The sequence below is a fragment of the Paraeggerthella sp. LCP19S3_G8 genome, assembly GCF_052119225.1.
GTDB lineage: Bacteria > Actinomycetota > Coriobacteriia > Coriobacteriales > Eggerthellaceae > Paraeggerthella > Paraeggerthella hominis.
The window spans coordinates 148,748-175,027 of sequence record NZ_JBQKFQ010000004.1 but is presented as its reverse complement, the minus strand read 5'-3'; the positions used below and the strand labels follow the sequence as shown (position 1 = coordinate 175,027).

Genomic DNA, 26,280 nt, shown 5'->3' with positions numbered 1-26,280 from the left:
TTCGTGTTCAGCATGCGTCTTTTGCGTATGGTGCCCGCCGCGCGCGGGCCCATTGTTGTCAACGTCGCGCTGCAGTGGGCGGCTCTCGCCGCGAACGTGGCGCTTATGGTGTTTATCGGCTTGTTCGTGCAAGCGTGGTTCGAGGGTGTGAAGGATCTGGGCTCTTGGCTGATCGGCCTGGGATGCGCGGGAGCCGCCGCCATCGCGGTGCGGATGGCGTGTTTGGCCGGCGCGCAGCGTTGCGGGCTTGCCGCTGCGCAGGCCGCCAAGCGCGAGGTGCGCCAGCAGGTGTACGAGAAGTTGGTGCGCATGGGGCCTGCGTACTCCGAGCGCGTGTCCACTGCCGAAGCGGTCCAGGTGAGCGTGGAGGGCTGCGAGCAGCTTGAAAGCTACTTCGGACAGTACGTTCCCCAGCTGGTCTATGCTGTTCTGGCGCCGCTCACGCTGTTCGCCTGTTTGGCGCCGTTGAGCCTTCCTGCCGCAGCGGCCTTGCTTGCGTGCGTGCCGCTGATCCCGCTTTCCATCGTCGCGGTGCAGAGGATCGCCAAGCGCGCTATGCGCCAGTACTGGGGCGCGTACACCGATTTGGGCGAATCGTTCTTGGAGAACTTGCAGGGGCTGACCACGCTCAAGATATACCGGGCCGATGAGGAGCGTCATCGCTTGATGAACGACGAAGCCGAGACGTTCCGCCGCGCTACCATGCGCCTTCTGCGCATGCAGCTCAATTCGGTTACGGTGATGGACGTGTTCGCGTACGGCGGCGCGGCGGTGGGTATCGTGGTTGCGCTCGTGCAGTTCGCGAACGGGGAGATTCCCCTGTTCGCGGCGTTTGCGGTGATCTTCCTGTCGGCCGAGTTCTTCATTCCGCTGCGCACCTTGGGGTCGTTCTTCCATACGGCGATGAACGGCATGGCCGCCGCTGACAAGATGTTCTCGATTCTGGACGCGCCGGAGACGGCGCGAGGGTCGCGGGTCGTCGAATCGGAACAGGCGGGCGTGACGTGCCGTGGCGTGGGGTATTCGTACGACGGCGAGCGAACGGTTCTCTCGGACGTGGATTTCGACGCTCCGGCGGGGTCGTTCACGGGCATCGTGGGCGAAAGCGGGTCGGGCAAGTCGACGCTCGCGGGCGTTCTGTGCGGACGCAACGCGGGATTCACCGGGGAGGTCGAGCTGGCCGGGGTGCCGCTTGGCTGCGTATCGCAAGCATCGGCCGCGCGCACCGTGACCGTGGTTTCGTATGCAAGCTACCTGTTCAAAGGATCCGTGCGATCGAACCTGCTCATGGCCGACCCGCAGGCAAGCGATGCCGAAATGTGGGCGGTGCTCGAGCGCTGTCGAGCGGACGGGTTCGTGCGCGCGGCGGGCGGGCTCGATGCTCCTGTAACCGAGCAGGGATCGAACCTCTCCGGCGGACAGCGGCAGCGCTTGGCTTTGGCGCGCGCCCTTCTGCACGATACGCCCGTGTACGTGTTCGACGAGGCGACGTCGAACGTCGATGCCGAAAGCGAGCGCGCCATCGTGCGCGTGGTGCATGCCCTTGCGCGCGAAAAAACCGTCATCATGATCACGCACCGGCTGTCCGCCGTGGCGTCGGCCGACCGCATCTACGTCCTCGACGATGGCCGCGTGGCCGAATCGGGCGCATGCGACGAACTGTTGGCGCGTGACGGTGCGTTCGCACGTTTGTGGCGCCAGCAGGTTTCATTGGAGCGGTTCGCCAGCGCGAGCGAAGGCGAAGCTTCGGGTGCGAACGGGGATGACGGTGCGGGCGATGCCGAAGGCGGGGAAGCGACGCCCTCGAGTGCGGAAGATGCGCCGTCATTGGCCGCTTCTTCGTTCGCAACTGCGCCGCGCCGCTCTCACCTGGCCGTGATGATGCGGCTTGTGGGCCTGGTGAAACCGCTGCTTTCGTGGATGGTGCTGGCGGCGGTGCTGGGCGTGCTGGGCTTCGGCGCTGCCATTTTCCTTACGGTTCTGGCTGCGTTCGCGCTGGCCGATGCGGCGGGGCTGCCGCAGGGCGTGGGGCTTGGGACGGCGTTGGTCCTGGTGGCGGTGTGCGGCGTTGCGCGCGGCCCTTTGCGCTACGGCGAGCAGTTGTGCAACCATTATCTTGCTTTCAAGCTGCTTGCGCTCGTGCGTGACAAGGTGTTCGCTGCGCTGCGGCGTCTGGCGCCGGCGAAGCTCGAGGGCCGCGACAAAGGCGATCTTGTGTCGCTTGTCACGTCGGACATCGAGCTCCTGGAGGTTTTCTACGCGCATACGCTGTCGCCTGCGCTGATCGCGCTGCTGGTGTCCTTGGGCATGGCGGCGTTCATCGGCTGGTTCTCGCCGTTGCTGGGCGTTTTGGCTTTGGCTTCGTATGCGCTGGTGGGCGTCGTGGCTCCGTTCGTGTCGTCGCTGGCTGCCGGAGAAAGCGGTCAGGCGGTGCGCGAGGGGCTGGGGTCGATGAACGCGTTCGTGTTGGACAGCCTGCGCGGACTGCGCGAAACGCTCCAGTTCGGGCGGGCGGGCGATCGCGTGCGCGAGTTGGCTGAGCGCACGAAGCTGTTGGAGTGCGACGAGGTTCGCCTCAAGGGGCGCGCTTCGGTCGCTTTGGCGGGCGTGAACGCGCTTGTGCTGGCGCTCGACGTTGTCATGGTGCTGGCTGCGGGTACGCTGGTGGCGAAGGGCCAGCTCTCTCCGGGTGCCGCCATCGTCGCCTCGTCGGCGCTCATGTCGTCGTTCGGGCCGGTGATCGCGGTGGCGAACCTGGGCTCGACGCTGCAGCAGACGCTGGCCAGCGGCGCGCGGGTTCTCGATCTTCTGGACGAGCGTCCTCAGACCGATGATGTGCTCGACGGTGCGGACGTGTCGGAGTTCTTGGGCGCAAGCGCGCGTGGCGTGGACTTTTCCTACGGAGACGTCGCGGTGCTCGACAACGTGGACGTGCGCATCGAGCCAGGATCGATCGTGCACTTGGCCGGCAGGAGCGGATCGGGCAAGTCGACCCTGTGCAAGCTGTTCATGCGCTTCTGGGATGCGACCCGCGGCGTAGTGGAGGTGTCTGGCACCGACGTGCGCCGCGTGAACACGGAAAGCCTGCGCGCGATGCAGGGCTACATGACCCAGGAAACCCACCTGTTCGCAGGCTCCGTGCGGGACAACATCATGCTTGCGAAGCCGGATGCGACGGAAGACGAACTGCAAGCGGCATGCGACAAGGCGTCGTTGACCAGCCTGGTCGAGCGGCTTCCCCGGGGTTTGGACACACCGGTAGGCGAATTGGGCGATACGCTGTCAGGAGGCGAGCGCCAGCGCATCGGCCTGGCGCGCGTGTTTTTGCACGATGCGCCGTTCGTGCTGTTGGACGAGCCGACGTCGAACCTCGACAGCTTGAACGAAGCGGCCGTGCTCAAGGCGCTGCTTGACGGTCGCGAGGGAAAGACCATCGTGCTGGTGAGCCACCGTGCGTCGACGGCGTCGGTGGCCGACGCGACGTACACGGTGGATCGAGGTCGAGTGTCGTAGCGCGCGGCGGGGCTCGAGGCGAAGCGGGATGCGGGCGCTGCCGGGGTTGCGCCCTGTGCCGCCTCTCGCTTCGCCTCGCGTCTTGCCGGTTTACCAGCGTTGCTCGCGGATCGTTTCCCCTTCGAGGCTCTTGAGCGTGAACGCCCCCTGGTTGTATACGGCGTAGCTGGCGCTTCCGTCTTTGGGGATCGAAGTGCTGCCGGGATTGACGAACAGCACGCCGTTGCGCTCCTCAAGGGTTTTGACGTGCGTGTGGCCCGATAGGAACGCCGACCCCTTCGGCAGCGCCGGAGCGTCATCGGGGGATTTTCCGGGCAGGTGGCCGTGCGTGCAATACAGCAGGCGTCCATCTGCTTCGACCAGCGCGTAATCGGCCATGCAGGGAAAATCAAGCACCATCTGGTCGACTTCCGCATCGCAGTTCCCGCGCACGGCCACGATGAAATCCGCCATCTGGTTCAGTACGGCAAGCGCCTCTTTGGGCGCGTAGCCTTGCGGCAGGTCGTTGCGGGGTCCGTGGTAGAGAAGGTCTCCCAGCAAGACGATGCGGTCCGGCGCCTCTTCTTCAATGCGCCTGGCAAGCGTTCGCACGGCGGCGGCCGAGCCGTGCAGATCGGATGCGATGACAAGTTTCATGGGCGTCCTTTCGGTTCAGCTCAAATCGGCGCAGTAGCCGCGTCCGAAGACTTGCTTGTTGCTTTTGGGGAACAGGTGCGCATGCAAAGCCGTGAAATAGCTGTCGGTCATCGAGGCCATGTAGTCTACGACAATTTGATTGGGCTCCGTGGCCAGGTATTCCTCGGCCGACACCGTGCGGGATTTCGCTACGAGGTTCGATACGTGATGCTTGAACACAGGCGACGATTCGTCGCCCGCCTTAAGGTCGCTCAGCAGGCGCTCGTACAGCTCCGCGAACATTTCCTCCACCACGTTTCCCGCTCCGAGCACCATGCCCTCGCGTTCGTAGATGATCTCGTAATTCTGGCGCTTTGCGCGTTTGAGGTCGGCGAACACGTTTTCGCTCATGGCGATGCGGTCGGATCCGTAGCTGTTGTTCACGATGTCTACGGTCAGGTTGTTGATGATGCGGGCGTTGTCGCGGCCGATGACCGTGCTGTCGAATACGTCGAGGGAATCGATCACGCCCATGTCGATGGCATCCGCGCGATCCTTTCCCACGTAGGCGATCATGTCGCTCACGCGTACGACGCATCCTTCCAGCGTGGACGGTCGCAGCGTCTTGATGGTGGACTCGTCGGCGTTGCAGGCTTCCACCAGTTCGTCTAACTGGGAAAACGTAGCAGTATGGCCCATGCGCAGCACCTGCTGAGCGAATTCCCCATTGTGGCAGAGCACGCCGTCGAGCGTCTGCAGGCTGACGTTTCGCCGGTACAGTTGGTCGAGCACGCGCACGGAATGGACGTTGTGGTTGAAGTAGCGACCGGTTTGCGCGTGGTAGCACTTGTTGAGGAAATGCTCGCCTGCATGGCCGAACGGCGTGTGCCCAACGTCGTGGCCGAGCGCGATGGCCTCGATGAGGTCGCAGTTCAGGCCCAGCAGACTGCCGATGTTTCGCGCGATGCGGCTGACAAGCTGCACGTGCAGCCCGCGCCGGCAGATGTCGTCGTTTTCGATGAACGAGAACACCTGCGTCTTGTCCGCGTAGCGGTTGTAGGCGGGCACGTTGATGATCTTCTCGATATCGCGCGCGAAGGCGGGGCGCGTAAGGGTTCCCTCGTCATGCGGATTCGGCTCGCGGCGCGCGATGGCCGCGTCGTCGAACGCATGCGGGTTCCGCCTTCCGGCGGCTCGATCGGACAGGATGATCGCCTCGACGTCCTTGTCGAGGGCAAGGTAGGGGATGGAGGCTGGTTCGTTCATGCGTCCTCCTTTGAGATTCGAGGTTGAAGATCGCATCGATAGTAGAGTCTGATTGTATCATTTCCTGATGCTCGCCTGGAAATTCACGCGAAGCATACGGCGGCGCTCTCGCGCGCCTGTTGCTGCCGGTAGCGCCGACCCTCCGCACGTCCTCGCGCGCCCGTGTCAAAACGGACGAGTTTTGCTGGTCCTCAGATAAGGATAATGCAAGGTGACAGCCCATTGATCAGGCACGATGTAAAACACTTGTAGCGGCATAGCCCCGACAAGGCGAAAAATCGCCGCAAAACTCGTCCGTTTTGACAGAAGGGCGTCGGTCCCGCAAGGTTGCCGGCCCCGCAAGGCCCCCGACCCCGCAAGGCCCCCGACCCCGCAAGGTCGTCGGCTTCGCAGGCCCCCGCCCCCGCAGGCCCCCGGCCCCTCGAAGCCAGTGCGAACGCAAGGCTGCGAGGTCTCGTCCCGCCAGTCCCAATCGTGACAGCACGGCTCGTCCGGGATCGGCTGCATCGAGCCGCCGTAAAACGAGAGCCGCACGATGCAGGGATCTCGAACTCGATGGGGGTGAGCATGCTCGGGTGACCACGGGGATGATCAGAGGGTCGTGCTCTTCATGCGAGACGCGGGCTGCAGCGTGCGGCTTGATTTGACTATAGAGAACATCTCGCGATGACGCATGGGCTAATCAGGGTATTTTCTCAAAATGAGGTCATACTCGGGGTACCACTTTGAGCTGCGTTGCGCCATTTGCCTTGCGGCGTTGTCGGGGCTTCGCTATGCTCCTTGCTGAAAGGGGAGGTCGAGGCAAGACGGTAAGGAGCGGGCAGATGGACTGGAACGGGAATCTTGCTGAAGCGGTGGCGCCCTATATGAAGGGAAGCCCCCTCATCGATGTCTTGGAAGCCGTTGCGAACCTGTCCGCGAAAAAGGCGGAAGCCCTTCGAATCCTGAACGTTGCATGCGACGAGAGCTTGGGCTCGACCGAGTTGGAGCGGTACGGCTGCGTTGCCGTCGCGAGTATTTCGACGGTTGCGCGCGCTTCGGGCGATCGGCGCCCGGAGTTGGCGGACGTCGTTTATTCGGACGGAGCGTTCGACCTTGTGACCGACCAGATTTCCCTTCTGAAGAACGTGGCTTGCTGCTTGCCTTCCGGCGGTTTGCTGGTGGGGGAGATGGGAGCGTTCGGCAATGCGGAATCTCTTGAAGACGGCTATGCTCAGGCGATACGCAAGCACAGCGGCGATTACGTTTGCCAGTTCTGCTTTCCAAAAGAAAAAGCGTACCGACGTGCTTTGGAGATCGCCGGATTCGAGGTTGTGGCAATGAGCGCTTTCGACAAAGCAACGCCTTTGGAGAACGGTCGCGACGGCTTGCGCTTGTGGGCTGAGTCCCGCTTCGCGAAGAGCCTGGCCTTGTATCGCCCCGAAGACAGAGAGCTTGTTTTGGAGGACTACGAGAAAGCGTGCGAGGAGCGGTCGTGGAATGAGAGCAGTGGGTGTTGGGTGGCGGATTACCGGCGCCTGCGCTTCGTTGCCAGGAAATCTCGAGCGGCAACCGCTCCGCTTGCCTATTCTCCGCTGCGTGTTCTGGGCTCTTGATCGCCCGTGATGAGCTCGGGCCCTTGCTCCCGGCTCTTCCCACCTTCGGTTTCTGTGCTAGTATGTAAGCAACCGCGATGCGGCTGGCATGGGGATGCTACATTTCATATTCTGCGATTGAGAGAGGATCTCCCATGTTAACGCCCTTAGACGAACTTATCTTCTCAGATGGTAACCGCGAATCTTTTCAGCGGATCATCGATATCACGCAAACGCATGGGAAGCCGGAAAAGCTCTTCCTTGTAGGTCCGAAAGAATCGGGCAAGACCACGGTGCTGCGCGCACGGCAGCTGGACAAGGACCTTCTTTCCACGAAGCGCGTTCTATATCGTCCCTGTCAAGAACTGCCGGAGGCCATGAGGGCAAATGTCTATGACGGTTACTTCGATGACTTGGGAAAACACGAAGTCTTGTTCTTGGATGACTTCGAGGGCTTCTTCGAGGACGAAGAAGTGGGACCCATGTTGTGCAGGTTGTTGCTCCAGGAGCGCGAGCGTCATGGTTTGGATACCGTCATCTCGTCTGACAAACCGCTTTCTGAATTCGATTTAAGCCAGTTCGAAGGCGTTTTGGACGATTTCGAAGAAATCCGCATCGAAGCCCTCGATGGTGCCGGCCTGGTTGATTACGTGAGGACCCTTCTTGCCATGTACTACGAAGAAGGGAAAAGCCCCGTGCTTTCCGAGGAAGCGATCGATTACGTTGCGCACGGTTTGGGGGAGCCTCCCAGCATGATTCGCAAAGCCCTGTTCTATCTGATGACGGAGTATTCCGGTACGCCGGGCGCTGAGTTGTCTCGCGATTTCGTCGTAGAGGCGCTTGCGAAAGACTAGCGCGTTTCCCGGTACGTCGAACGAAAAGGAAGCCGTCCGTGAGGGCGGCTTCCTTTTCGTTCGACGCTGTGCGATGGAGCTTACCGGCGCCGTCGCACGATTCTCGATGCTGCTGGCTAGGCGGGGTGCGCATCAAGCCATTCTTTGCTGGGCGGAGTGTTTCGCTTGCATGGTTGGTTGCCGTGGTCGTGCCGTGGCGAAGAGCTTTTGCCGCAGGGATACGCGCAGATCAAGCCGCTGTAGTTGCAGCGAACCGGCTGGGGCCGAACAAGATCGTTCATGTCCTTGCCGCACTTTTTGCAGTGCAGATCGACGCCGTTGACGATGTCGACCCTGTCGAAGATGGTGCATGTGCCGCAATCCGGGCACGTTCCGGACTTTTTGGGTGCAGGTTGGCATTTCCCGCACATTGGATTGCATATCCAGCATCCTCCCGGCATGTGCGTTCTCCTATCGACGAGACCTGATGAAGACGGCTCCATCCAACAACGCCGTGCTTGTTGATTTTTTTGGTGCGCACGCGCGCGAGCAAGGAAACGCGTTGGAATAGGCCTTGTGCGTGCGGGGGGGGGGGGTATCATTGACTAAATTGGTTTTCCTATACGGTCACCGCACCGCTTCGCACGAATAAACGTATCACTCAGAATAGGCGCATTTGTACTGACGAGGGTACTAAAACGAGGGTTTTAGTACTTCTGGCTATATATCCCTCAGGGGTAGGTGGATAAAGTGTATGACATGGGCCGGTGGTTCGGGTCGCTGGCTTCACGGGGAAAGAGGGCGCTTATGGGGTTGGATAATCGTGTAGCATGCTCGCAGCAAGTTGAGATGGTTGAGGAAGCGAACGAGGCGTATACCAAAACGCTCAAGATGATCGGTTTCAAAGCTCTGCTCGGTTGGCACTATCTTGTTTTGTTCACGCCTCTTTTCATTGGGACCGCCGCAATCAACGCGCCATCCCTCTTTTTTCAGCGACAGGTTACGTTGTATCTGACTCTAGCCGTTACGTTCGGCATCTTGGTTCTGGTTGGAAAGCGCATGCTTCGCAAGAACAGAACCGCTCCTTCGAAGATCCTCTTGGTGTCTGCGGGCGCGTTGGCCACCCTTGCCACTATCGTCTCCGCCACGACAATGGATTTCCCCGTGCCCCTTCGTTTGGGCACGGTCGTGCTGCTTGGCGTCTCGGAAGCCCTGTTGATGTTCCTGTGGCTGCATTATTACGTGCGAGCTGCTGCAAACTACCTGACCCGCTCGTTTGCCGTCGACATGATCTTCGGCGGATTGGTGGCCCTGCTCGTCTGCAGCCTGCAAGAACCTATCGGCCTGATCGCAGCGGTGCTGCTGCCTCTGGTGGCCATTACGTCGCTGATGGCCAATTGGAGGACGGCGGAACCGTTGCCGCCAACTGGCTTCTCCGATGCGTTTGCCCCTCTTTCGCGCAAAGCAATTCGGGAATTCGCGCTTACATCGGTTCCGACGATGGTCTATGCGTTTGCGTTCGGGTTGTTGCAAGGCGCGTATCTTGTCGACGGCACGTTGCTGCTCATGGCCAACGACCCCCTGATTCTTGTCGGCATCGCGTTGGCGGGCGCGTGCATCATAGCCTCCTCGCTCCATTCGAAGCAAAGCCGGTCCATCGACGCCATCCATCGCTACTCCCTTTTGCTGTTCGTCGTAGGCATCGTGCTGCTGCCGTTTTTCCGGGAAGGCTTCGGCGCCCTAACCGCGGAATGCGTCATCTTGGCGGGCTTCAACTTGTTCGACTTCGGCGGCGTGATCATCGGCATCGGGATCGCCCAGCGCCTGCGCTCCGATTCCCTGCTGCTTGTCGACGGCGGCCGCGTGGTGGCTTACCTGTGCTTGGCGGTAGGCTGCATCGTGGGCGATCAGCTGATGATGCTTTTCATGGACCAGCACGGATGGCTGGTTCTCATCGGCGTGGGCGGCGTCGCGATCGCAATGCTGGTGGCTACCGTGCTCACGCCCTTCCATGAATGGGAGGAGCTTGCCTCCGACGGAGCGGATGCGCAGGCTGCCGCGCCTGCTTCGCAGCCTGAGCCGACCTCTGCCGACGACGCAGCTCGTGCATCTTCGTCTCAAAAGCCTCAGGCGCCGGCTGTTAAAGCCGCGTCCTCGGAAGACGGCGAGCCGGCCTCGCGCGGCAAATCGGCCAAACCCGAGGGCGGATACGTCGATTCCCCCTGGCGACGCACATGCCAGCGGATTGCTGAACTGTACAAGCTCTCGCCGCGGGAAACAGAAATATTCTTCTTTATCGCAAAGGGCCGCAATGCGGAATACGTTCAGCAGGAGCTGGTCATATCCATGCATACGGCTAAAACCCACATCGCAAACATCTATCACAAACTCGGGGTGCATTCGTCGCAAGAAATGCTCACGCTTATCGAGACGTTTCGAAGGGAAGACATCGAAAAGCAGGGGGCGAAGCTCGGAGAAAGGAAAGCTGTCAAAGACTGAGAAGAACGCGAAGGCGGCATAGGGAAATCCCGTACGTCTGCGCCGGCTTTTGTAAAGCAACTTGCACTCGATTGATAGGAGAACACGATGGCTAGCACTACGTTTCAACTTGATCCCGCGGATTTCGAACTGTCGGACTACGGTCCGGTTCGCATCTCCTTGCCCTCCATCCCCGCGGTGACGGAAGAGGATATTGAAGCCCAGCTGTTTTCGTTCGTTGTCGCTTCGGCTCATAAGGGGTCTAGCATCAAGTCGCTTGCCAATCTGGATGACGCATGGGTGCGGGATCATTTCGAGGGAATGTCCACCATGGAGGACCTGAAGGCGTCCATCAAGCAGGATCTTGAGAAAACGTCCCGCATGGGCCTTGAAAACTACAAGCTGCAATGCTGCAACGATGCGCTGATCGCCCGTCTGGAAGGAGAGGTGCCCGAAGCCGTTGTGACGGAGGCGATGGAGGCATCTCGATCCATGTACGACGATCGTCTGCTCGCAAGCGGCATGACCAAGGTCCAGTATCTTCGCCAAGAGAAGCTGACCGAAGAGGAGTACGAGCAAAAGATTCGCGCCGACGTGGCGTACAACCTGTCGCTCAACGTCGTTCTTGACAAGCTGATTGAACGGCAAGGGCTTGCCGTTGCCAAAGAGGATTTGACCGAGTACCTTTCCGCCGACAACCCCGAAGCGTTCCTTGCGGAGATCGAGAGGAACGGGAAGGTCGACGAAGCGTGCCAAGCTGCCGCGCGCGTGAAGGCTATGCGCCAGATCGTCGATACCGCCATCGTCGACGAAGGCTAGTCCTTTCGATCCGTCCGTTCCCCTGGAGTCTGCCCAAGCGACGCTCGAGCTGATTGCCAAGGTTGGCGCCAAGCAGAAAAGGCGTCGGTGGTCTGAGAGCCGCCGGCGCCTTTTTTACGCGTCAAAGCGATGGTCCTTGCTGCCGGGCTTTTCTTTCCCTGCTGCACGAAGCGTGATGGGGTCTTTGGTGATGTAAAGACGAAACGCCAGGTCAAAGTATCAATATCTTTGTACTAGAACGTATAACCCATGGTACTAGATGCCCCTTTTTCATACCGATTTGGGTAGGGAGCCGCAACTTCGGGCTGCTAAATTTCGTCTCGTGGATGCACCCCATGCCATTCACTTGGACTTGCGAAATGCTTCGTTGAGAACCAAAGAAAAGAAGTCGCTAAAGGAAGGAACGACCATGTGTTTCAGACCACCATCGTTCGATGACATGATGAAGAAGTGCCCGTCGTGCGGCACGTTCAACCCGCCCGAGAATGACAAGTGCAAAAAGTGCGGGAATGATCTTCCGACCGAGGCGCCCGCTCCCGGCGCTCCCGCGGCTCCCGGTGGCGCCCCTGCGGCCCCCGGCGCTCCGAAGGCTCCCGGTGCCCCTGCGGCCCCTGGCGCTCCCAAGCCTCCTACTGCGTAGTTGCAGCGGGCTTGAAGGTTTCCGCTGCTTGCAAGAACGCAGGTTTGCAGGGGAAGCGTTGATCGTCTTTAAGAAGCTCCGATGACGAGTGAAGAGGAGAATCGTACAAGGCTTTATGCGCGTTCCAAGATAGAACGAGGCTATCGACGGGACGGGCGGGAAGGGCAAAAGGAGCTTCTGAAGAATAAGGGTTTCATCTATCAGTTGGCATCTCTTAATGAAAGGGGGATTTTCATGATCAACGAATACAACCATGATCTGTACAAAACAGACTGGCGCTGGTTTGAGAATGGTTATGAAGTGACCCGCACCTCGGTCTGGACCGGACCTGGGTGTCACAACGGCTGCGGCGTGCTTACGTACGTCAAGGATGGCAAGCTTGAGAAGATCGAAGGTGACCCCAACTTCGGGTACAACCAGGGACGTCTGTGCCTGCGCTGCCTGGACATGGTTGAGGCTATCTACAACAACGACCGACTGAAATGGCCTCTTCTCCGCGACGGCGAAAAGGGCGAGAACAAGTGGAAGCGCATCACTTGGGAAGAAGCGTTCGACTGGTTGGAAGATACGTACAAGAAGATTTGCAAGACGATTCACGACGACTACAACGGTATCGGGCCCGAGGGCATCGTGGCTCTTTCCGGTACGGGTCGTAACGCCATGTGGCACGGCGCCATGTGCCTGCGTGCGGTTTTCGGCAGCCCGAACATGTCGTTCGGCTTCCTCTCTGCCGACTCCTGCTATCAGCCTCGTATGACTGCCAACCTCATGAAGGACGGCGATTGCTGGATCCTCGACGCTTCCCAGCTTCACCCGGATCGCTACGACAACCCTGATTGGAAGCAGCCTGAAGTGGTTATCGTTTGGGGCAACGAGCCTCTGGCGTCCAACCCTGACGGTTTCGTCGGCCACTGGCTGATCGACCTCATGCGCATGGGCACGAAGTTCATCGTTGTCGACCCTGCTCTGACATGGCTTGCCTCGAAGGCCGACATCTGGTTGCAGGTTCGTCCCGGCACCGACTGCGCTCTTGCCATGGGCATGCTGCGCGTCATCGTCGACGAGGACCTGTACGATCACGAGTTCGTTGAGAACTGGTGCTACGGCTTCGACGACCTGGTCGAGCGTCTGCAGGACTACCCGACCGACAAGTGCGCCGAGATCTGCTGGATCGACGAGCAGGATCTTATCGACGCAGCCCGTATGTTCGCTGCTGCAAGCCCCGGCGCAATCCAGTGGGGTCTTGCCATCGACATGCAGATCTCCGCTATGGAGGCTTCGTTCGCCATCTCCGACATCACGGCGCTGTGCGGCAACCTCGACGTTCCCGGTGGCAACGTGCTCGTTCGCTACGCTTACAACAGCTCCAAGAAGTACGGCTGCGGCCTTGAGTTCATCTCGCAGGAGATGCTTGATCGCCGTATCGGCACCGACCAGTCCCCGATTCACAAGGCTGGCTACACGCCGTTCATTCCGCCCGATCTGCTGCTCGAAGCCATGGAGACCGGCGTTCCGTATCCGCCTCAGATGATGTGGGTGCACGGCACCAACCCCATCGCCAACATGTCCGGCGATGCCCCGCGTCTGTACCGTGCGTGGAAGAACGTTCCTTACACGGTCGTGGTGGACTACTACCTGACCCCGACCGCCGTGGCGTTCGCCGACCTTGTTCTTCCGGTCGCCATGTCGGTTGAGCGCGACTCCTTCCGCTCTTGGTGGCAGCCGCTGCGTACGTTGACTGCTTCGGCTGGCCGCTACTTCGAGTGCAAGATGGACGAAGAGCTTGTGCTCGACCTTGGCAAGCGCTTCAACCCTGAGTTCTTCAACCAGTTCGAGACCACCCGCGACTTCTTGACGTGGATGATTCAGGACGACGGCCTTGGCGTTGACTACACGTTCGAGGACCTTACCCACAAGGTTTACGACTACTGGGATTGGAACGAGACGTACGAGAAGTACAAGAAGGGTCTGCTTCGCGAGGACGGTCAGCCGGGCTTCGTTACCGCGACCGGTCTGTACGAGGTGTCTTCTCCGCTGTTCGACGTGTGGGGCTTCGATCCTCTGCCGCATCACATGGAGCCGTACGAGAGCCCGTACCGTACTCCCGAGCTGTACAAGGAGTACCCATACATCTACACCTCCGGGCACCGTCACATCGGCCTGTTCCACTCCGAGCATCGCCAGCTGCCGACGATGCGCGAGGTTCATCCCACCGCTATCGCCGACATCTCTCCGGAGATCGCGAAGGAGCAGGGCATCAAAGAGGGCGACTGGGTATGGTTCGAGAACAAGCGAGGCAAGTGCAAGCAGCAGGCGCATATCGCTCCTGGCCTGATGCCGAACCTCGTGCGTGCTCGCCATGGCTGGTGGTTCCCCGAGCAGGAGGCTGCCGAGCCCAACCTGTACGGCGTGTTCGACTGCAACGGCAATAACCTGACCACGATGGGCGTTTACGGTCCGACGCACTACGGCGCTCCGTACAAGAGCACGCTGTGCAAGTGCTACAAGGTAACGCCTGAAAACGATTGCTCGCCGAGCGCAATCGTCACCAAGGGAGGAGGTTTCGGGGGCTATGACTACACCCGATTCGAAGGAGACTAAGTACGGTCTGTTGATCGACTACGAATTCTGCACCAACTGTCACACCTGTGAGGTTGCCTGCAAGAAGACGCATGATCTTCCGATTGGCCAGTACGGTATCAAGACGCTCGAGTATGGTCCCGTGAAGAATCTGACGGGCAAGTGGGAGTGGACGTATCTTCCCCTGCCGACCGATCTTTGCGATCTGTGCGCCGACCGTGTGGCCGAAGGCCGCCTTCCCAACTGCGTACATCACTGCCAGGCTGGCGTAATGTACTACGGCACGGTGGAAGAGCTGGCTGCTAAGGCGGCTGAAAAGCCCAAGATGGTGCTTTTCACGAAATAACCGGACTGAAGGAGGAGAGCTATGGCTCGTCAGGAAAAAGGCGGATTCCGTCCGCCTCCGTTGGGGAAGATCTTGTGGAAGTGCACCGAGTGCAACACCTTTAACGCCGCAGATGCAACGGTATGCAAGAAGTGCGGTGCCGAGAAGGAGAAAGCACTCGACGAGTCCATCGAGAACGCTACGTTCAAACCCATTTCGGAGTCTGAGCGCCTGAATCAGGATCAGAAGATCTTGAAGGAGCTCGAGGGTTAGTAGCCTTGTTTCAGAAAAGGGTCTCAGGCTCCAGGGGGCCGAGACCCTTTTTCCTTTCCAATGTCGCTCGTCAAGGCGGTGCGCAATTCGATCCAAGGGAATAAGAGGGTTCTACGGATTGAAGCGCACGGCACTTTTATCGATGCGCATGGCGAGACGGCCTCTCGTTTTCCAGTTGTTTTCAGGAGGCCGTCGGACGGCACCGTTTCGTCAAAGCGACGCGCTTATAAGATTCCACTGAAGCTAGGGGATTGAGGCTTAAGTGGAACGTTACAAGGAGCGGTTTATGAGTGCAGATTCCAAAGCGGCTAGGAAATTCACCATTTCCCAGTTTATCGATTCGTTCGGAGTTAGTAAGTTTACGATCTCTATCTTTTTCCTCGTGGGCATCGCAATGATGTTCGATGGCTATGACTACATGATCATCAGCTATACGAACACGCAGATCATGCAGGAGTTTTTCGGTCCCGCAGGAAACGATGCACTGAAGGGCGCTCTGTCATCTTGGTCCACTATCGGCATCGTGGTCGGCTCGTTCGCCGCAGGCCCGCTGTCCGATAAGTTCGGTCGCCGTAAGATTCTGACGTTTGGCACGTTCATGTACGGTTTGTTCACCATTCCGTGCATTTTCGCCCCGTCTTACGAGCTTTTCTCGGTGTTCCGCGTTATCGCCGGTCTATTCCTGGGCGTGTGCACGCCTATCGTTACCACGCTGTTTACCGAGTTCACGCCGACGAAGCAGCGTTCGTTCTTCATCACGTTCGGCATGGCTTGGATGATTGTCGGCTGGGTGTTCGCTGCCTTGATCGGCACCATCATGGTCCAGGTTGCAACGTGGCATTGGTGCTACGCTATCGGTGCGTTCCCGGTTGTCTACGCGTTCATTTTCGGCAAGTTCACACCGGAATCCGCCCACTGGGCGGCGGTTCACGGCAAGATGGATCTAGCGGTATCTACCTTGAAGTGCATCCAGAAGCGCTCTGGCAAGGACACGGGATTCGAAATTGATGCTGCGAACATTCTTGTTCCGCCCGTTGCCGGCAAGGCAAGCCCTGCTGAGGTTTGGAAGGGCAGGTACCTTAAGACCACGATTGCTCTGGTTATCATCTACTTTGCCGGTAACTTCAGCATCTACGGCGTAAACGCCTGGCTGCCGGCTTTGATGCTCGAAGCTACGGGCGGCGCGGTTACCGCTTCGTACATGCTGGCTATGGCTCAGAACGCGGCATCGGTTGTCGCGAACTGCACGACGGGCTTCGTATCCGAGGCAATGGGTCGTAAGCGCAACCTGACATTCGGTTACGGGTTGGCTGTTGTGGCGTGCTTGATAGTCTCTCAGGTTGTCAAGCTGCCTGCGGAAACGAGTTTCTGGCCGTACCTCATCGCATTCGTTTTCATGGGCTTTGCCTTGAACTACGCTATCACGGCTGCTCAGCCGATGATGTCCGAGTCGTATCCTACCGAGTTCCGCAACTCGGGCGTGGCCACCATCGTGGCGCTCGGAAAATCGGCCGGTATCCTTTCGCCTGTTGTTTTGGGCGGCTTGAAGGCTGCTGGTTGGGCGTTCTCTCCGCTGATTGCTTTGCTTGCGGTTCCCATGGCGTTCGGCTTCGCCGCATGCTTCTTGCTTCCCAAGGGAGCGAAGGGCATGAACATCGACGATATCGCCGAAGCCGTGGAGTCCTAGCACAAGGCGAACCTTCGCATCATGTGCTTTCCGTCTCTTGATAAGGGGATGGTGGGCAACCTCGAACGGGCTTCCGAGTAAAATCGGAAGCCCTGACGGGTTGTGAAGGGGGTTTCGACTTGGAAGGGAAGGGATGCCGCGCTTTGGTTTGCGCGGGCTCGCAAGCGGCGGGCGACGGTGCGCGTGGCCGTCGTTCTTTTGATTCCTCTGGCGAATGCGTGGTTTCTACGCGCATTGCCAAAGGCCGTTAACGAAGGGGGATTTGACATGATCTGTCCATTTTGCGGAAGGGAATCGCAGTCGGAGGAGCATTGCACGAAGTGCTACGCCCTCTTCAACAAAGAGGTGCGCAGGATTGCGTACGACTCCGAAAACGACCCGAGGAGCGACATGATCGGGCCGTTCACCTCGAAGCAAGCCAAGATTCTGGCGTGGACTATCATGGGGTTGCTGATTGTTGCCTTCGTAGCGGCCACGGAGCTTACTGGAAACGGCTTGTCCGGGCACTGACGGGCAGGCGATCCTCTCTTCGGCTTTGCGCTCCTGCAGAAGCCCTTGCTCGTCCCTGATGGATCGTGCCACATGGATCCATCAGGGACGAGCAAGGGCTTCTGTATGCGGGACGTAGGTATTGAAAAGGCGCCGTACGCATGCGTACAGCGCCTTGCCTTGGTTTGCGGACTGGTTGCAGGCGGTAAAGCAAGGCGTCCGCAGCCTGCGTGGGCAGGGCTGCGGACGCAGGCCGAGCAGATCGCGGGTTACGACTGCGCGTTCTGGCGCGACTGCTGCTTTGCGCGATCCTTCACGTCTTTCTTGGAAAGCCCTGTGCGCGCGTAGATGGAGTTGATGTACTGCCCGCTTTTCGTGAAATCGATGCTTGCCGAGCCGGCGAAGATCGCAAGGCCAACTGACGAGACCATCATGACGGCCCCGGCAACGAGGTTGCCTGCCTCGATGATGCCGTTCAGCTCGAGCGCCAGCTTTCCCCATACCAGAACCAGAATGGCGGCCAGGGAGGCCGAGCACTTGATGATGTCTTTGCGTCGATTCGCCTGCAATCGAAGAATCTCCTCGTAGGCCTTTTGCTGGCGCTTGCTGTATCGAGCCATAATTGCCCCCCTTGGTTCTTGACGAAGCTTCTTGCGAACGGCGTGCGCTCTACTATACCGAAAAGCTGAGTCCGCGAAGCGAAGGACTCAGCTTTTCGGCGTTCAACCGGGATACTATCCTCTTCTTGCAGCCCTGCGGTTCTCGAGCATCTTCATGTCCTTGTCCCATTTCCGCGAGAAGGGAAGCACGGTGATCGTTGCAATGACGGAAAGCACGGTCATGACGATGAATATGGGAAGCCGGTTGGCTGCTCCGCCGACGGCGATGCCGACGACGATGTTCAAGATGGAGCCGAACGTGATGGCGAAGTTCGCCAAGGACAGGTTCAACGGGTAGTTCTTCGAGCCGAATCGCTGGCGAGCAAACGCGGAGGCCACAACGGGCACGCCGCCGTAGCAGAAGCCGCAGCACAGGGCGCCTATGATGTAGAGCGCCGAGATGCCGGTCATGAACGCGCTGACGATGCACGCGGTGGCGGCCACGGCGATGAGCCCGTCGATCAGCATGGTGATCTTCACGTTGGTCTTGTCGTAGATGAGGCCGATGACCACGCGCGCCAGGCCGTTGCAGGTTGATACCAAGCCAACGAGCAGGGTGGCGAAGCCGGCGTCGAGTCCGACGATCTGCGCGTCCGAAGCGCAATTGCCGATGGTCGCCAGTCCTATGGCGATCACGATGATCGCCCAGGTCCAGTACACGTAGAACGTCCCCGTTTTCAGTGCGCTATCCTCGTCGCCGGGATCGTAGCTGTCTCCCGTGGCCTTTTCGGGCGCCAGAAGCTCCACGATGTTCGCGGGCGGCCGCTGCAGGAACAGGGCCAGGGCAATCACGATCACTGCCGTGATCACGCCGATGGCCGTGAACACGGTTCCCAGGCCGAACAGGGGAATCAGGTTGACGGACAGCGTGCCCAGTATAAGGGATCCCAGTCCGAAGCCCATCATGAGAACGCCCGACGAGAACCCTACCTTGTCGGGGAACCACACGTTGGTGGTGGCGACGACCGAGTTGTACCCCACGCCTACGCCAAGGCCGCCGAACGTGCCGTAGCATAGGTACACGACCGCGATGCTCCCGTTGCCGAAGATGCCGGTTCCGGCGAAGCCGATGAAGAACAGAACGGCTGCGACAAGCAGCGTTCCTTTTACGCCGATCTTCTTCTCGATCTGGGAGCCGATGACCGCTCCTATGCAGAACGTGATCATCATGATGTTGAAGGTGAGCGCGACGGCGCCCTTCTCCAGTCCGAACGAGGAGCACATGGGCGCTGCGAACATCGAGAATGCGTAAATCAGGCCCAGGAACAAAAGCGTGAGCGTTGACAGAATGAGGTAAAGCACCCGCTTACTCTTAATCTGTCCGATGGTGAGATCAGACATAAAACCCCTCTCCTTTGGATTTTCCGGGAAAGCTCGTGTACCTCAAGGATAGTCACCAAGGGGGACGCCCCCCTATAGTTGCCCGTACTAGATTTGGCGTTTTCATACTCCCGAAGGGACTACGCGAACGGGGGCGAGTGCTAGATTTTCCCCATTGCATCTATCACGGGGAAAGGGGTACGTCATGCAGGTGACTATGAGGCAGAAAAGCGTCGATACCGTTGAGCTTACGGTGTTGCTTTCGACCGAAGAGGTGAAAGACGGGCTCAAACGCGCGGCGATCCTGGTGGCGTACGAGCATAAGGTCGAGCCGGATCCCAAGCGGCAGCCGGTGGACGTGGTGCGCGAGGTGCTCGGAAAGGACGAGGCGGCGTTCTTGTTCGACGAGGCCGTTATGGCGCGCTGCGCGCCGTTCGCTTTGGCCGACCGCGAGGTCGATATCGTGGGCGAGCCGAAGTACGCATGCGCCCAGCATGTGCGCGAGGGCCATACGTTCGAGTTTCAGATGACGTGCGTTCCCGTTCCGAAGTTCGAGCTGTCCTCGTACGATCCCGTCGAGATAACCATGCCCGCCCTTGCCGTTTCGGACGATCAGGTTGAAGAGCAGATCCAGGCTTTGGTGAAGGCTTCCGCCGACCGGGGAACCGACGATAGCCATAGCACGGTGGAGAAAGGCGACTCCGTGGAACTGGAGCTGGAGACGATCCAGGACGGAAAGCCGGTCCGTGCGCTGTGCTCGAAAGCGCGCGTTTACAACACCGGCTCTTTGTCCATGCCGGACGATTTCGACGAGGCGATCGTGGGGATGGACGTCGGGGAAACGAAATCCTTCGAGTTCGAAGGCCCCAGCTTCGAGCTTGACGCGAACGGGCAGCCGGTTATGGAGTCGTATCGCTCGACGGTCACGGTCAAGCGCATTCTGTCGACGGTTGAACCCGAAGTGACGGATGCGTGGGCGGCTCGCGTCATGCCGAACTGCTCGACCGTCGCGCAGCTGCGCGAGCATATCCGCTCGCGCTTGCTTCAGCAGCAAGCGAAAGAGCACCAGAAGCAAAAGGAGCAGCTGTGCGCCGCCGAGCTGGCCAAGCGCTTCAACAGCAAGATTCCCGATGCGGTATACGACGCCGCCATGTCCGAAGCTCGTAAGACGCTTCACAAGTCGCTGAAAGAGCAGGGGCAAACGCTGGAGGACTTCCTGAAGCAGCAGGGGATGGAGGAGCAGCAGCTGACGATGTCGGTGATGATGCAGGTGCGCGAGCAGCTGGTGCGGCAGTTCTCGCTTGACGCGTTCGCTTGGCATGAGGGGCTTTCCGTGGAGGATGCGGACATCGATTCGTTCTTCGATGCGATTTCGCCCAACAACGCCGTTGCGGCGCGGAAGGATTTCGAGCGATCGGGCAAGCTGTTCGCCGCCAAGGGAGCCGCGATGCGCTTGAAGGCGAATCGCCTGCTGGCAGAGCAAGCTGTCGTGCGCGATGCTGCTGCGCACCGGGTCGGCTGAGCGCCTGCATTCCGGAAAGCACGTGGAGCAAGCGGACGCTCGGCCGGATGCGCGTGTCCCGGTCGGGCTCGCGCGCTTTGCGTACCGAACTTGCGAGCAGAGCATGGGAGGACGGCTGTGGCGTGGGGAAGAGAGAATATTACGAAACAGGCGTTTCGCACTGCGCCTGAGGACTACGCCGCGTTCGAGGCGATCAATTTGGCGGGGCGAGAGAACGTTCGCGTGTTGGACGTCGGATGTTTCGACGGCTTCAACACCCGGCTGAAGTTCGCGCCTTACGACTCGATTGCGCGCGTCGTGGGCATCGACCCGTCGGCTGACGATATCGCGCGTGCCGTTGCGCAGACGGATGACGCGCGCTTTCTATTCGTGCATGCCGCCTTTGAAGACTTCGAACCCGAAGACGGCACGGCTTTCGACGTGGTGTACTTCTCCCATGTGTTGCAGCATGTGCGGGACCCGCAGGCGGCTTTGGCCAAGGCTTATCGGTTGCTGGCGCCGGGAGGGTTCGTCGTCGTGAAGACCACGGACGACTCGGTGAAGCTGTCGTATCCCGACCCGAGCCAATTGATGAAAAGGCTTTTCGCGCTGTACGACGAGCATGTGCGACCGAATACGGCCTGGACGGCGTGCACCGACCGTTGCAATGGGCAGAAATGTTACACCTACCTGGTTCGCGCGGGTTTTTCGCCGATACGGGTGAAAACGTTTTCCGTAGACACGGTTGGGAAAGCGCGCGAGGAGCGTCTTGAGCTGTTCGAGCGTTTCGCGTACTTCAGGCGAAACGTGCCGAGCTGCGTCGATACGGCGATAGCGAACGAGATCCACGCGCTTCTTGACGAATGGAAGGCTCTTTTCGAGAGCGACGAGTACTACTTTTCGTCGGAGTCGTTCGTGGCTATTGGACAAAAGCCCGACGTCGACCGGCGGCCTTGGACGTTCGCTGGCGATGCGTTCGGCGACGGTCGTGCCGGGTGCGCGCAATTCTCGGAGTTGCAGGGGACGATGGACGCGGAGGGCGATGCGCTGCTGATTCGCCCCATGGTGGAAGACGATCTTGCGGGCGTCATGGCCATCGAGGCGAAGGCTTTCCAAGATCCGTGGACGCCGCTTGCCTACGCTCTTGAGCTTCGGCACAATCCCTGTGCGCATTACGAGGTGGTGTGCGCCTTGTCGGGGGGCGGTTCTCCTGTCGCTTGCGATGTGACGGGGTATCTTGGCTGGTGGGAGGCGGGCGATACTGCAGCGATCGTAAGGGTGGCGGTAGATCCTTGCGCCCGACGGGGCGGATGCGGGACGAAGTTGGTGAAGCGCGCGTGCCAGCAGGCGGCGGCGCGGGGGTGCCGTTCCATGCAGTTGGAGGTGCGTGCTTCCAACGAATCCGCGCGCGCGTTTTACCGGCGGCTTGGATTCAGGGACGTTTTCGTTCGGGAGGGGTTCTACGATTTCCCGGCTGACGACGCAGTGGTGATGGCGAAAGAGCTTGAACCGTAGGCTTCGCGCTGCGCGGCGGGTTCGCGCGTCCGGCGGGTTTACGTCGGTTGCGTCGCTCGCGTGCTCGGTAGGTTCTCCTGCTTGCGCCGCGCACCTTCGCGTGTGCTCGCGCCGAGCCGCCCACACGTTCTCGCGCGCCCGCTGTTGCCGGTAGTGCCGACCTCCCCCGTACGTCCTTGCGCGTCCGTGTCAAAACGGACGAGTTTTGCTGGTCCTCAAACTAGGATAATGCAAGGTGACAGCCCTCTGATCAGGAACGATGTAAAACACTTATAGCGGCATAGCCCCGACAAGGCGAAAAACCGCCGCAAAACTCGTCCGTTTTGACAGAAGGGTACTGGTCCCGCAAGGTCGCCGGTCCCGCAAGGACCCCCGGTTCCGCAAGGCCCCCCGGTCCCGCAAGCGTCCCGGTCCTGCGAGAACACCGGCTCCGTGCCAGGTGCTGGCGCGCGGCGGTTGCACGCTTGCGCTATACTGTCCGAAACAAAACTCGGAAGGGCGGCGCATGAGGAATCGGGAGCGAATCTACGCAGGCATCGCGGTGCTGAGCTTCGTCTTGATGACGGGCAGCTTGGTGATGACGTACATGAACGCGGGCGAGGGCGAGGTCGGTTTGCTGGACCTGGGTCCGTCCCTTGCGCTTGGCCTGCTGTTTTTGGTGAACGTCGTTCTGGCCAAACAGAACAAGCAGAGGTAGGGTTCGCGCATGGCCGGCATCAGCGAAGAAGACATTCAGAAGGTACGCGAGGCGAACGACCTGGTGGCCGTTATCAGCGAGCGCACGCCTGTGAAGCAGCGCGGGCGCGATTTCTGGTGCTGCTGTCCGCTGCACAACGAGAAAACCCCCTCTTTCAAGATCGATCCCGCCACGCAGCTGTGGCATTGCTTCGGCTGCGGCGAGGGCGGCGACGTGTTCTCCTTCATCATGAAAACCGAGGATTTGAACTTTCCCGAGGCCGTGCGCCGCTTGGCGGAGCGCGCGCATATCGAGATATCGGACGCCGGCGGGCCGCGCAGCGTTGGTTCTAGCAAGAAAGCGCGACTCAAGGCCGTGTGCGAGGAAACGGCGGACTTCTACCATACGCAGCTTATGCGCAATCCCGGCCCCGAGGCGAGCGCCGCGCGCAGCTACCTGGGCGCGCGCGGGCTTGGCGGCGACGTTCCCAAAACGTGGCGGTTGGGCTTCGCGCCGGGTCGCGGGCAGCTGGTGCGCCATCTGGCGGCAAAGGGGTTCAAGCCCGACGAGATGGTGCAGGCCAACGTCGCGCTTTCGGGCGACGGCGGCAGGCTGCGCGATCGGTTCTACAACCGCGTGATGTTTCCCATCAACGACCCGCAGGGCGAGTGCATCGCCTTCGGCGGGCGCGTGGTGGGCAAAGGCGAGCCGAAGTACCTGAACTCCCAGGAAACGCCGCTGTTCCATAAGTCGCAGGTGCTGTACGGCATGGAGAAGGCGAAGGCGTCCATGGCGTCAACGGGCACCGCCATCGTGTGCGAGGGCTACACCGACGTGATCGCGCTGCACGAAGCGGGGATCGAGAACGCGGTGGCCACCTTGGGCACGGCGCTCACCATGCGCCACATTCGTCTGCTCGCGCGCCATGCGCAGCATCGCATCGTGTACCTGTTCGATGGCGACGAAGCGGGGCAGCGTGCGGCCGACCGCGCGCTGGCGTTCATCGACGACAGCATGACGCCGGAGGCGGGTCGCACCAAGATCGAGCTGGCGGCCGTCACGCTGCCGGACAACCTGGACCCGGCCGATTTCGTGTCGGATCGCGGGGGCGCGGCGCTGCAAGAGCTGGTCGAACATGCGCAGCCCCTGCTCAAGTACGGTATCGATCGTCGATTGGCGCGCCATGACCTCAGTCGTGCCGAAGGCCGCTCGGCCGCCTTGGCCGATGCGCTCTCGGTGCTCGCGCCCATCAAGGACTCCATGTTGGCGCGCGATTACGCCGTGCAGATCGCCAGCAGATGCCGTGCGCGCGAGGAGGACGTGCTCGATCAGCTGGGCAAGCTGAAGCCGCCGCGCGCTGCGGACGCCGAAGGAGCGGACGCTGCGGCAGACGACGAGCCTCGGTGGGCTCCGCAGCCGCGGCGCGAGCGGCTTCCCCAATCGGAGGTCAACCGGCGCCGCTTCGAGCGCCAGTTGCTCGCCCTGATCGCGTCCCGACCCGACCTGGGCCTGCTGCACGCTGACGCGCTCGCGCAAACGCAGTGGCACGAGCCCGCGCACGCTACGATCGCGCAGAGCATGCTGGACACGCTGGCCGAAGACCCTGCAGCTCAGCCCGCGCGGCTGGTCGGCGAGGTCGCGCGCGTGCTGCCCGCTGCGGCCGGCATGTTGACCGCCGGTGCCGAAAGCGCTGTGGAGGACGAGGGCCGCTTGGCATCTTTCCTGGTGGAAGAGCTGTCCATAGGCGACGCGGAAGATGCCGTGGCAGCGCTCAAGGCCCAGCTTTCCGATCCGTCGCGTCTTCCGGCCGACGAGTACGAGATGCTGTTCGAAGCCGTGGCCGCCATGCAGCAGGATCTGACGCGCCGCCGCGCCGCGCACGTGTAGGCGCAACCGTTCGGTTTCGAGTCCGCTGCGCGTCATGCTGTCGTGCAGACGGATAGTGTATACTCGAACAAGGAGAAAGGAGCTACCGTATGAGCCCCTTCGTATGGTTGGGCGTCGCCGCGGCGATGGCCCTTGTCGAGGTCGTTTCGCTGGGCCTCATCACCCTGTGGTTCGTTGTCGGCGCGCTGGTAGCGTTCGCCGCGAACCTGCTCGGCGTCGATCCTGCCGTGCAGGTGATCGTCTTTCTGGTCGTTTCCGTCGTGTGCCTTGTGGCCCTTCGCCCCGTGTTCATGAAGTACCGCAATCGCGGTGATTCCAAGGAACCGACGCTGGTCGGCCAGGTTGCCGTCGTGTGCGAGGCTATCGACAACGATCGCCTGGTCGGGCGCGTTGAAACGTCCGATCACATGACCTGGGCCGCCTGCTCTGCCAGCGGAGAGCCCCTGCCCGTTGGCCAGAACGTCGTCGTGGTCGGGCAAGAAAGCGTCAAGCTCATCGTTGAAAGGAAACTCCCATGATCTTCCTTATCGTGCTCGTCGTGATCCTGGTTCTGTTCTCGGTCACGTGCATCAAAATCGTGCCGCAGGCCGAAGCCGCCATCGTGGAGCGCCTGGGCTCGTACCTGACCACCTGGAACAACGGGCTGCACGTGAAGATTCCCTTCATCGACCGCGTGCGCCCCTACGTGTCGCTCAAAGAGCAGGTGTTCGACTTCCCGCCGCAGCCCGTCATCACGAAGGACAACGTGACCATGTCCATCGACACCGTGGTGTTCTTCAAGATCATGGACCCGAAGCTGTACTGCTACGGCGTGGAGAATCCCATCGTGGCCATCGAGAACCTGTCGGCCACCACGCTGCGCAACATCATCGGCGATCTTGACCTGGACACCACGCTCACCTCGCGCGATACCATCAACGCAAAGATGCGCTCCATCCTTGACGAGGCCACCGACGCCTGGGGCATCAAGGTCAATCGCGTAGAGGTCAAGAACATCACGCCGCCGGCAGCCATTCAGCAGGCTATGGAAAAGCAGATGAAGGCCGAGCGCGAGAAGCGCGAGGCGGTGCTTTTGGCCGAGGGCGAGAAGCAGGCTGCCATCACTATCGCCGAGGGAAAGAAGCAGGCGCAGATTCTTTCCGCTGAAGCCGAGAAGCAGACCATCATCTTGGCTGCCGAGGCCGAGAAGGAGAAGCAGATCCGCGAGGCCGAGGGCGAAGCGGAGGCTATCAAGAACGTGCAGCAGGCGACGGCCGACGGCATCCGCGCGGTGCGGGAAGCGGGCGCCGACAACGCCGTTTTGACCCTGCAAGCCTTCGAAGCGCTCAAGAAAGTGGCGGACGGTCGTTCCACGAAGCTCATCATCCCCTCCGACATCCAGGGCCTTGCCGGGTTGGCGGCGTCGCTCAAAGAGATCGTCGTGGACAACGAGGATTCCGCTCGTACGGAGTAGCGGCCCGAACGCTCGAGGTGCTTGAGGCGCCGTTCGAGCGCGCTGCGATGCGGCGCGTGTCGAACGGCGCTTTTCGTCGGCTGCCTCCCGCGTGCGGCGAACGGTCGCCAAGTTCGGTCTCTTGCGCTTCTCACCTCGCGTTTTATGGATCTTTCGGCAAGCCGCTGGACAAGGGCG

Annotated in this window: 21 protein-coding genes; 17 read left to right on the top strand and 4 right to left on the bottom strand. The window is 60.5% G+C overall.

What is annotated here, in order from left to right:
* Positions 1–3 precede the first annotated feature (3 nt).
* A complete protein-coding gene (cydC, locus tag ACTQZK_RS06095) occupies positions 4–3,513 on the top strand; it encodes a thiol reductant ABC exporter subunit CydC (RefSeq protein WP_441898870.1) in 3,510 nt (1,169 codons plus the stop codon).
* Positions 3,514–3,603: 90 nt separating this feature from the next.
* On the opposite strand, the gene yfcE is transcribed toward cydC, so the two are convergent.
* Both yfcE and ACTQZK_RS06085 read right to left on the bottom strand, forming a co-directional pair.
* Positions 3,604–4,149, bottom strand: a complete 546-nt coding sequence (gene yfcE, locus ACTQZK_RS06090) for a phosphodiesterase (RefSeq protein WP_441898869.1) — start codon at positions 4,147–4,149, stop codon at positions 3,604–3,606.
* Between the two features lie 15 nt (positions 4,150–4,164).
* On the bottom strand, positions 4,165–5,394 hold the full coding sequence (locus ACTQZK_RS06085; protein ID WP_114566877.1) for a deoxyguanosinetriphosphate triphosphohydrolase family protein: 1,230 nt from the start codon (positions 5,392–5,394) through the stop codon (positions 4,165–4,167).
* A gap of 824 nt (positions 5,395–6,218) precedes the next feature.
* Here ACTQZK_RS06085 and ACTQZK_RS06080 point away from each other — a divergent pair.
* The 10 genes from ACTQZK_RS06080 to ACTQZK_RS06035 all read left to right on the top strand — a co-directional run bounded on the left by ACTQZK_RS06080 (position 6,219) and on the right by ACTQZK_RS06035 (position 17,113).
* A complete protein-coding gene (locus tag ACTQZK_RS06080; RefSeq protein ID WP_216529540.1) occupies positions 6,219–6,989 on the top strand; it encodes a class I SAM-dependent methyltransferase in 771 nt (256 codons plus the stop codon).
* 134 nt (positions 6,990–7,123) lie between these two features.
* Positions 7,124–7,822: a hypothetical protein gene (locus tag ACTQZK_RS06075; RefSeq protein WP_114567998.1), complete on the top strand. Its 699-nt coding sequence runs from the start codon at positions 7,124–7,126 to the stop codon at positions 7,820–7,822.
* A 786-nt stretch (positions 7,823–8,608) separates the two neighbouring features.
* Positions 8,609–10,300, top strand: coding sequence for a response regulator transcription factor (locus tag ACTQZK_RS06070; protein WP_181792631.1), 1,692 nt, complete (start codon positions 8,609–8,611; stop codon positions 10,298–10,300).
* Between the two features lie 87 nt (positions 10,301–10,387).
* The gene (locus ACTQZK_RS06065; protein WP_216529541.1) at positions 10,388–11,098 is read left to right on the top strand and encodes a hypothetical protein; all 711 of its coding nucleotides are present in this window, start codon (positions 10,388–10,390) and stop codon (positions 11,096–11,098) included.
* Between the two features lie 409 nt (positions 11,099–11,507).
* The gene (locus tag ACTQZK_RS06060; protein WP_181792633.1) at positions 11,508–11,738 is read left to right on the top strand and encodes a hypothetical protein; all 231 of its coding nucleotides are present in this window, start codon (positions 11,508–11,510) and stop codon (positions 11,736–11,738) included.
* A 234-nt stretch (positions 11,739–11,972) separates the two neighbouring features.
* Positions 11,973–14,339 (top strand): molybdopterin-dependent oxidoreductase, encoded by a 2,367-nt coding sequence (locus ACTQZK_RS06055; protein ID WP_114567994.1) that lies wholly within the window; start codon positions 11,973–11,975, stop codon positions 14,337–14,339.
* Positions 14,311–14,664, top strand: coding sequence for a 4Fe-4S dicluster domain-containing protein (locus ACTQZK_RS06050; RefSeq protein ID WP_114567993.1), 354 nt, complete (start codon positions 14,311–14,313; stop codon positions 14,662–14,664). The genes ACTQZK_RS06055 and ACTQZK_RS06050 overlap by 29 nt, the downstream gene beginning before the upstream one ends.
* A 21-nt stretch (positions 14,665–14,685) precedes the next feature.
* Complete coding sequence (locus tag ACTQZK_RS06045) at positions 14,686–14,916, top strand: zinc finger protein (protein WP_114567992.1); 231 nt, start codon at positions 14,686–14,688, stop codon at positions 14,914–14,916.
* A 286-nt stretch (positions 14,917–15,202) separates the two neighbouring features.
* On the top strand, positions 15,203–16,603 hold the full coding sequence (locus ACTQZK_RS06040; protein WP_216529542.1) for an MFS transporter: 1,401 nt from the start codon (positions 15,203–15,205) through the stop codon (positions 16,601–16,603).
* 267 nt (positions 16,604–16,870) lie between these two features.
* Complete coding sequence (locus ACTQZK_RS06035; RefSeq protein ID WP_216529543.1) at positions 16,871–17,113, top strand: hypothetical protein; 243 nt, start codon at positions 16,871–16,873, stop codon at positions 17,111–17,113.
* A gap of 248 nt (positions 17,114–17,361) precedes the next feature.
* Here the strand turns inward: ACTQZK_RS06035 and ACTQZK_RS06030 are convergent, their stop codons facing one another.
* Together ACTQZK_RS06030 and ACTQZK_RS06025 are read right to left on the bottom strand one after the other, a co-directional pair.
* Positions 17,362–17,712, bottom strand: a complete 351-nt coding sequence (locus tag ACTQZK_RS06030; protein WP_114567989.1) for a hypothetical protein — start codon at positions 17,710–17,712, stop codon at positions 17,362–17,364.
* A 114-nt stretch (positions 17,713–17,826) separates the two neighbouring features.
* A complete protein-coding gene (locus ACTQZK_RS06025) occupies positions 17,827–19,092 on the bottom strand; it encodes an MFS transporter (RefSeq protein WP_225749079.1) in 1,266 nt (421 codons plus the stop codon).
* A 184-nt stretch (positions 19,093–19,276) separates the two neighbouring features.
* On the opposite strand from ACTQZK_RS06025, the gene ACTQZK_RS06020 reads away from it, so the two are divergent.
* The 6 genes from ACTQZK_RS06020 (at position 19,277) to ACTQZK_RS05995 (ending at position 26,103) form a co-directional block, all read left to right on the top strand.
* Positions 19,277–20,593 carry a trigger factor gene (locus tag ACTQZK_RS06020; protein WP_441898863.1) on the top strand — a complete coding sequence of 439 codons (1,317 nt, stop codon included), beginning with the start codon at positions 19,277–19,279 and terminating at the stop codon, positions 20,591–20,593.
* A 117-nt stretch (positions 20,594–20,710) separates the two neighbouring features.
* Positions 20,711–22,087 carry a ribosomal protein S18-alanine N-acetyltransferase gene (gene rimI, locus ACTQZK_RS06015; RefSeq protein ID WP_441898861.1) on the top strand — a complete coding sequence of 459 codons (1,377 nt, stop codon included), beginning with the start codon at positions 20,711–20,713 and terminating at the stop codon, positions 22,085–22,087.
* Positions 22,088–22,592: 505 nt separating this feature from the next.
* Complete coding sequence (locus tag ACTQZK_RS06010; protein WP_114565961.1) at positions 22,593–22,784, top strand: hypothetical protein; 192 nt, start codon at positions 22,593–22,595, stop codon at positions 22,782–22,784.
* 9 nt (positions 22,785–22,793) lie between these two features.
* Complete coding sequence (dnaG, locus tag ACTQZK_RS06005) at positions 22,794–24,650, top strand: DNA primase (RefSeq protein WP_441898859.1); 1,857 nt, start codon at positions 22,794–22,796, stop codon at positions 24,648–24,650.
* An 89-nt stretch (positions 24,651–24,739) separates the two neighbouring features.
* Positions 24,740–25,168 carry an NfeD family protein gene (locus ACTQZK_RS06000; protein WP_114565963.1) on the top strand — a complete coding sequence of 143 codons (429 nt, stop codon included), beginning with the start codon at positions 24,740–24,742 and terminating at the stop codon, positions 25,166–25,168.
* Complete coding sequence (locus ACTQZK_RS05995; RefSeq protein WP_418830903.1) at positions 25,165–26,103, top strand: SPFH domain-containing protein; 939 nt, start codon at positions 25,165–25,167, stop codon at positions 26,101–26,103. The genes ACTQZK_RS06000 and ACTQZK_RS05995 overlap by 4 nt, the downstream gene beginning before the upstream one ends.
* Positions 26,104–26,280 lie beyond the last annotated feature (177 nt).

What these genes read in the sequence shown, in the direction of transcription:
- yfcE (WP_441898869.1), bottom strand. Translation starts at nt 4,149, where the DNA reads ATGAAACTTGTCATCGCATCCGATCTGCACGGCTCGGCCGCCGCCGTG.
- ACTQZK_RS06085 (WP_114566877.1), bottom strand. Translation starts at nt 5,394, where the DNA reads ATGAACGAACCAGCCTCCATCCCCTACCTTGCCCTCGACAAGGACGTC.
- ACTQZK_RS06080 (WP_216529540.1), top strand. Translation starts at nt 6,219, where the DNA reads ATGGACTGGAACGGGAATCTTGCTGAAGCGGTGGCGCCCTATATGAAG.
- ACTQZK_RS06075 (WP_114567998.1), top strand. Translation starts at nt 7,124, where the DNA reads ATGTTAACGCCCTTAGACGAACTTATCTTCTCAGATGGTAACCGCGAA.
- ACTQZK_RS06070 (WP_181792631.1), top strand. Translation starts at nt 8,609, where the DNA reads ATGGGGTTGGATAATCGTGTAGCATGCTCGCAGCAAGTTGAGATGGTT.
- ACTQZK_RS06065 (WP_216529541.1), top strand. Translation starts at nt 10,388, where the DNA reads ATGGCTAGCACTACGTTTCAACTTGATCCCGCGGATTTCGAACTGTCG.
- ACTQZK_RS06060 (WP_181792633.1), top strand. Translation starts at nt 11,508, where the DNA reads ATGTGTTTCAGACCACCATCGTTCGATGACATGATGAAGAAGTGCCCG.
- ACTQZK_RS06055 (WP_114567994.1), top strand. Translation starts at nt 11,973, where the DNA reads ATGATCAACGAATACAACCATGATCTGTACAAAACAGACTGGCGCTGG.
- ACTQZK_RS06050 (WP_114567993.1), top strand. Translation starts at nt 14,311, where the DNA reads ATGACTACACCCGATTCGAAGGAGACTAAGTACGGTCTGTTGATCGAC.
- ACTQZK_RS06045 (WP_114567992.1), top strand. Translation starts at nt 14,686, where the DNA reads ATGGCTCGTCAGGAAAAAGGCGGATTCCGTCCGCCTCCGTTGGGGAAG.
- ACTQZK_RS06040 (WP_216529542.1), top strand. Translation starts at nt 15,203, where the DNA reads ATGAGTGCAGATTCCAAAGCGGCTAGGAAATTCACCATTTCCCAGTTT.
- ACTQZK_RS06035 (WP_216529543.1), top strand. Translation starts at nt 16,871, where the DNA reads ATGATCTGTCCATTTTGCGGAAGGGAATCGCAGTCGGAGGAGCATTGC.
- ACTQZK_RS06030 (WP_114567989.1), bottom strand. Translation starts at nt 17,712, where the DNA reads ATGGCTCGATACAGCAAGCGCCAGCAAAAGGCCTACGAGGAGATTCTT.
- ACTQZK_RS06025 (WP_225749079.1), bottom strand. Translation starts at nt 19,092, where the DNA reads ATGTCTGATCTCACCATCGGACAGATTAAGAGTAAGCGGGTGCTTTAC.
- ACTQZK_RS06020 (WP_441898863.1), top strand. Translation starts at nt 19,277, where the DNA reads ATGCAGGTGACTATGAGGCAGAAAAGCGTCGATACCGTTGAGCTTACG.
- ACTQZK_RS06010 (WP_114565961.1), top strand. Translation starts at nt 22,593, where the DNA reads ATGAGGAATCGGGAGCGAATCTACGCAGGCATCGCGGTGCTGAGCTTC.
- dnaG (WP_441898859.1), top strand. Translation starts at nt 22,794, where the DNA reads ATGGCCGGCATCAGCGAAGAAGACATTCAGAAGGTACGCGAGGCGAAC.
- ACTQZK_RS06000 (WP_114565963.1), top strand. Translation starts at nt 24,740, where the DNA reads ATGAGCCCCTTCGTATGGTTGGGCGTCGCCGCGGCGATGGCCCTTGTC.
- ACTQZK_RS05995 (WP_418830903.1), top strand. Translation starts at nt 25,165, where the DNA reads ATGATCTTCCTTATCGTGCTCGTCGTGATCCTGGTTCTGTTCTCGGTC.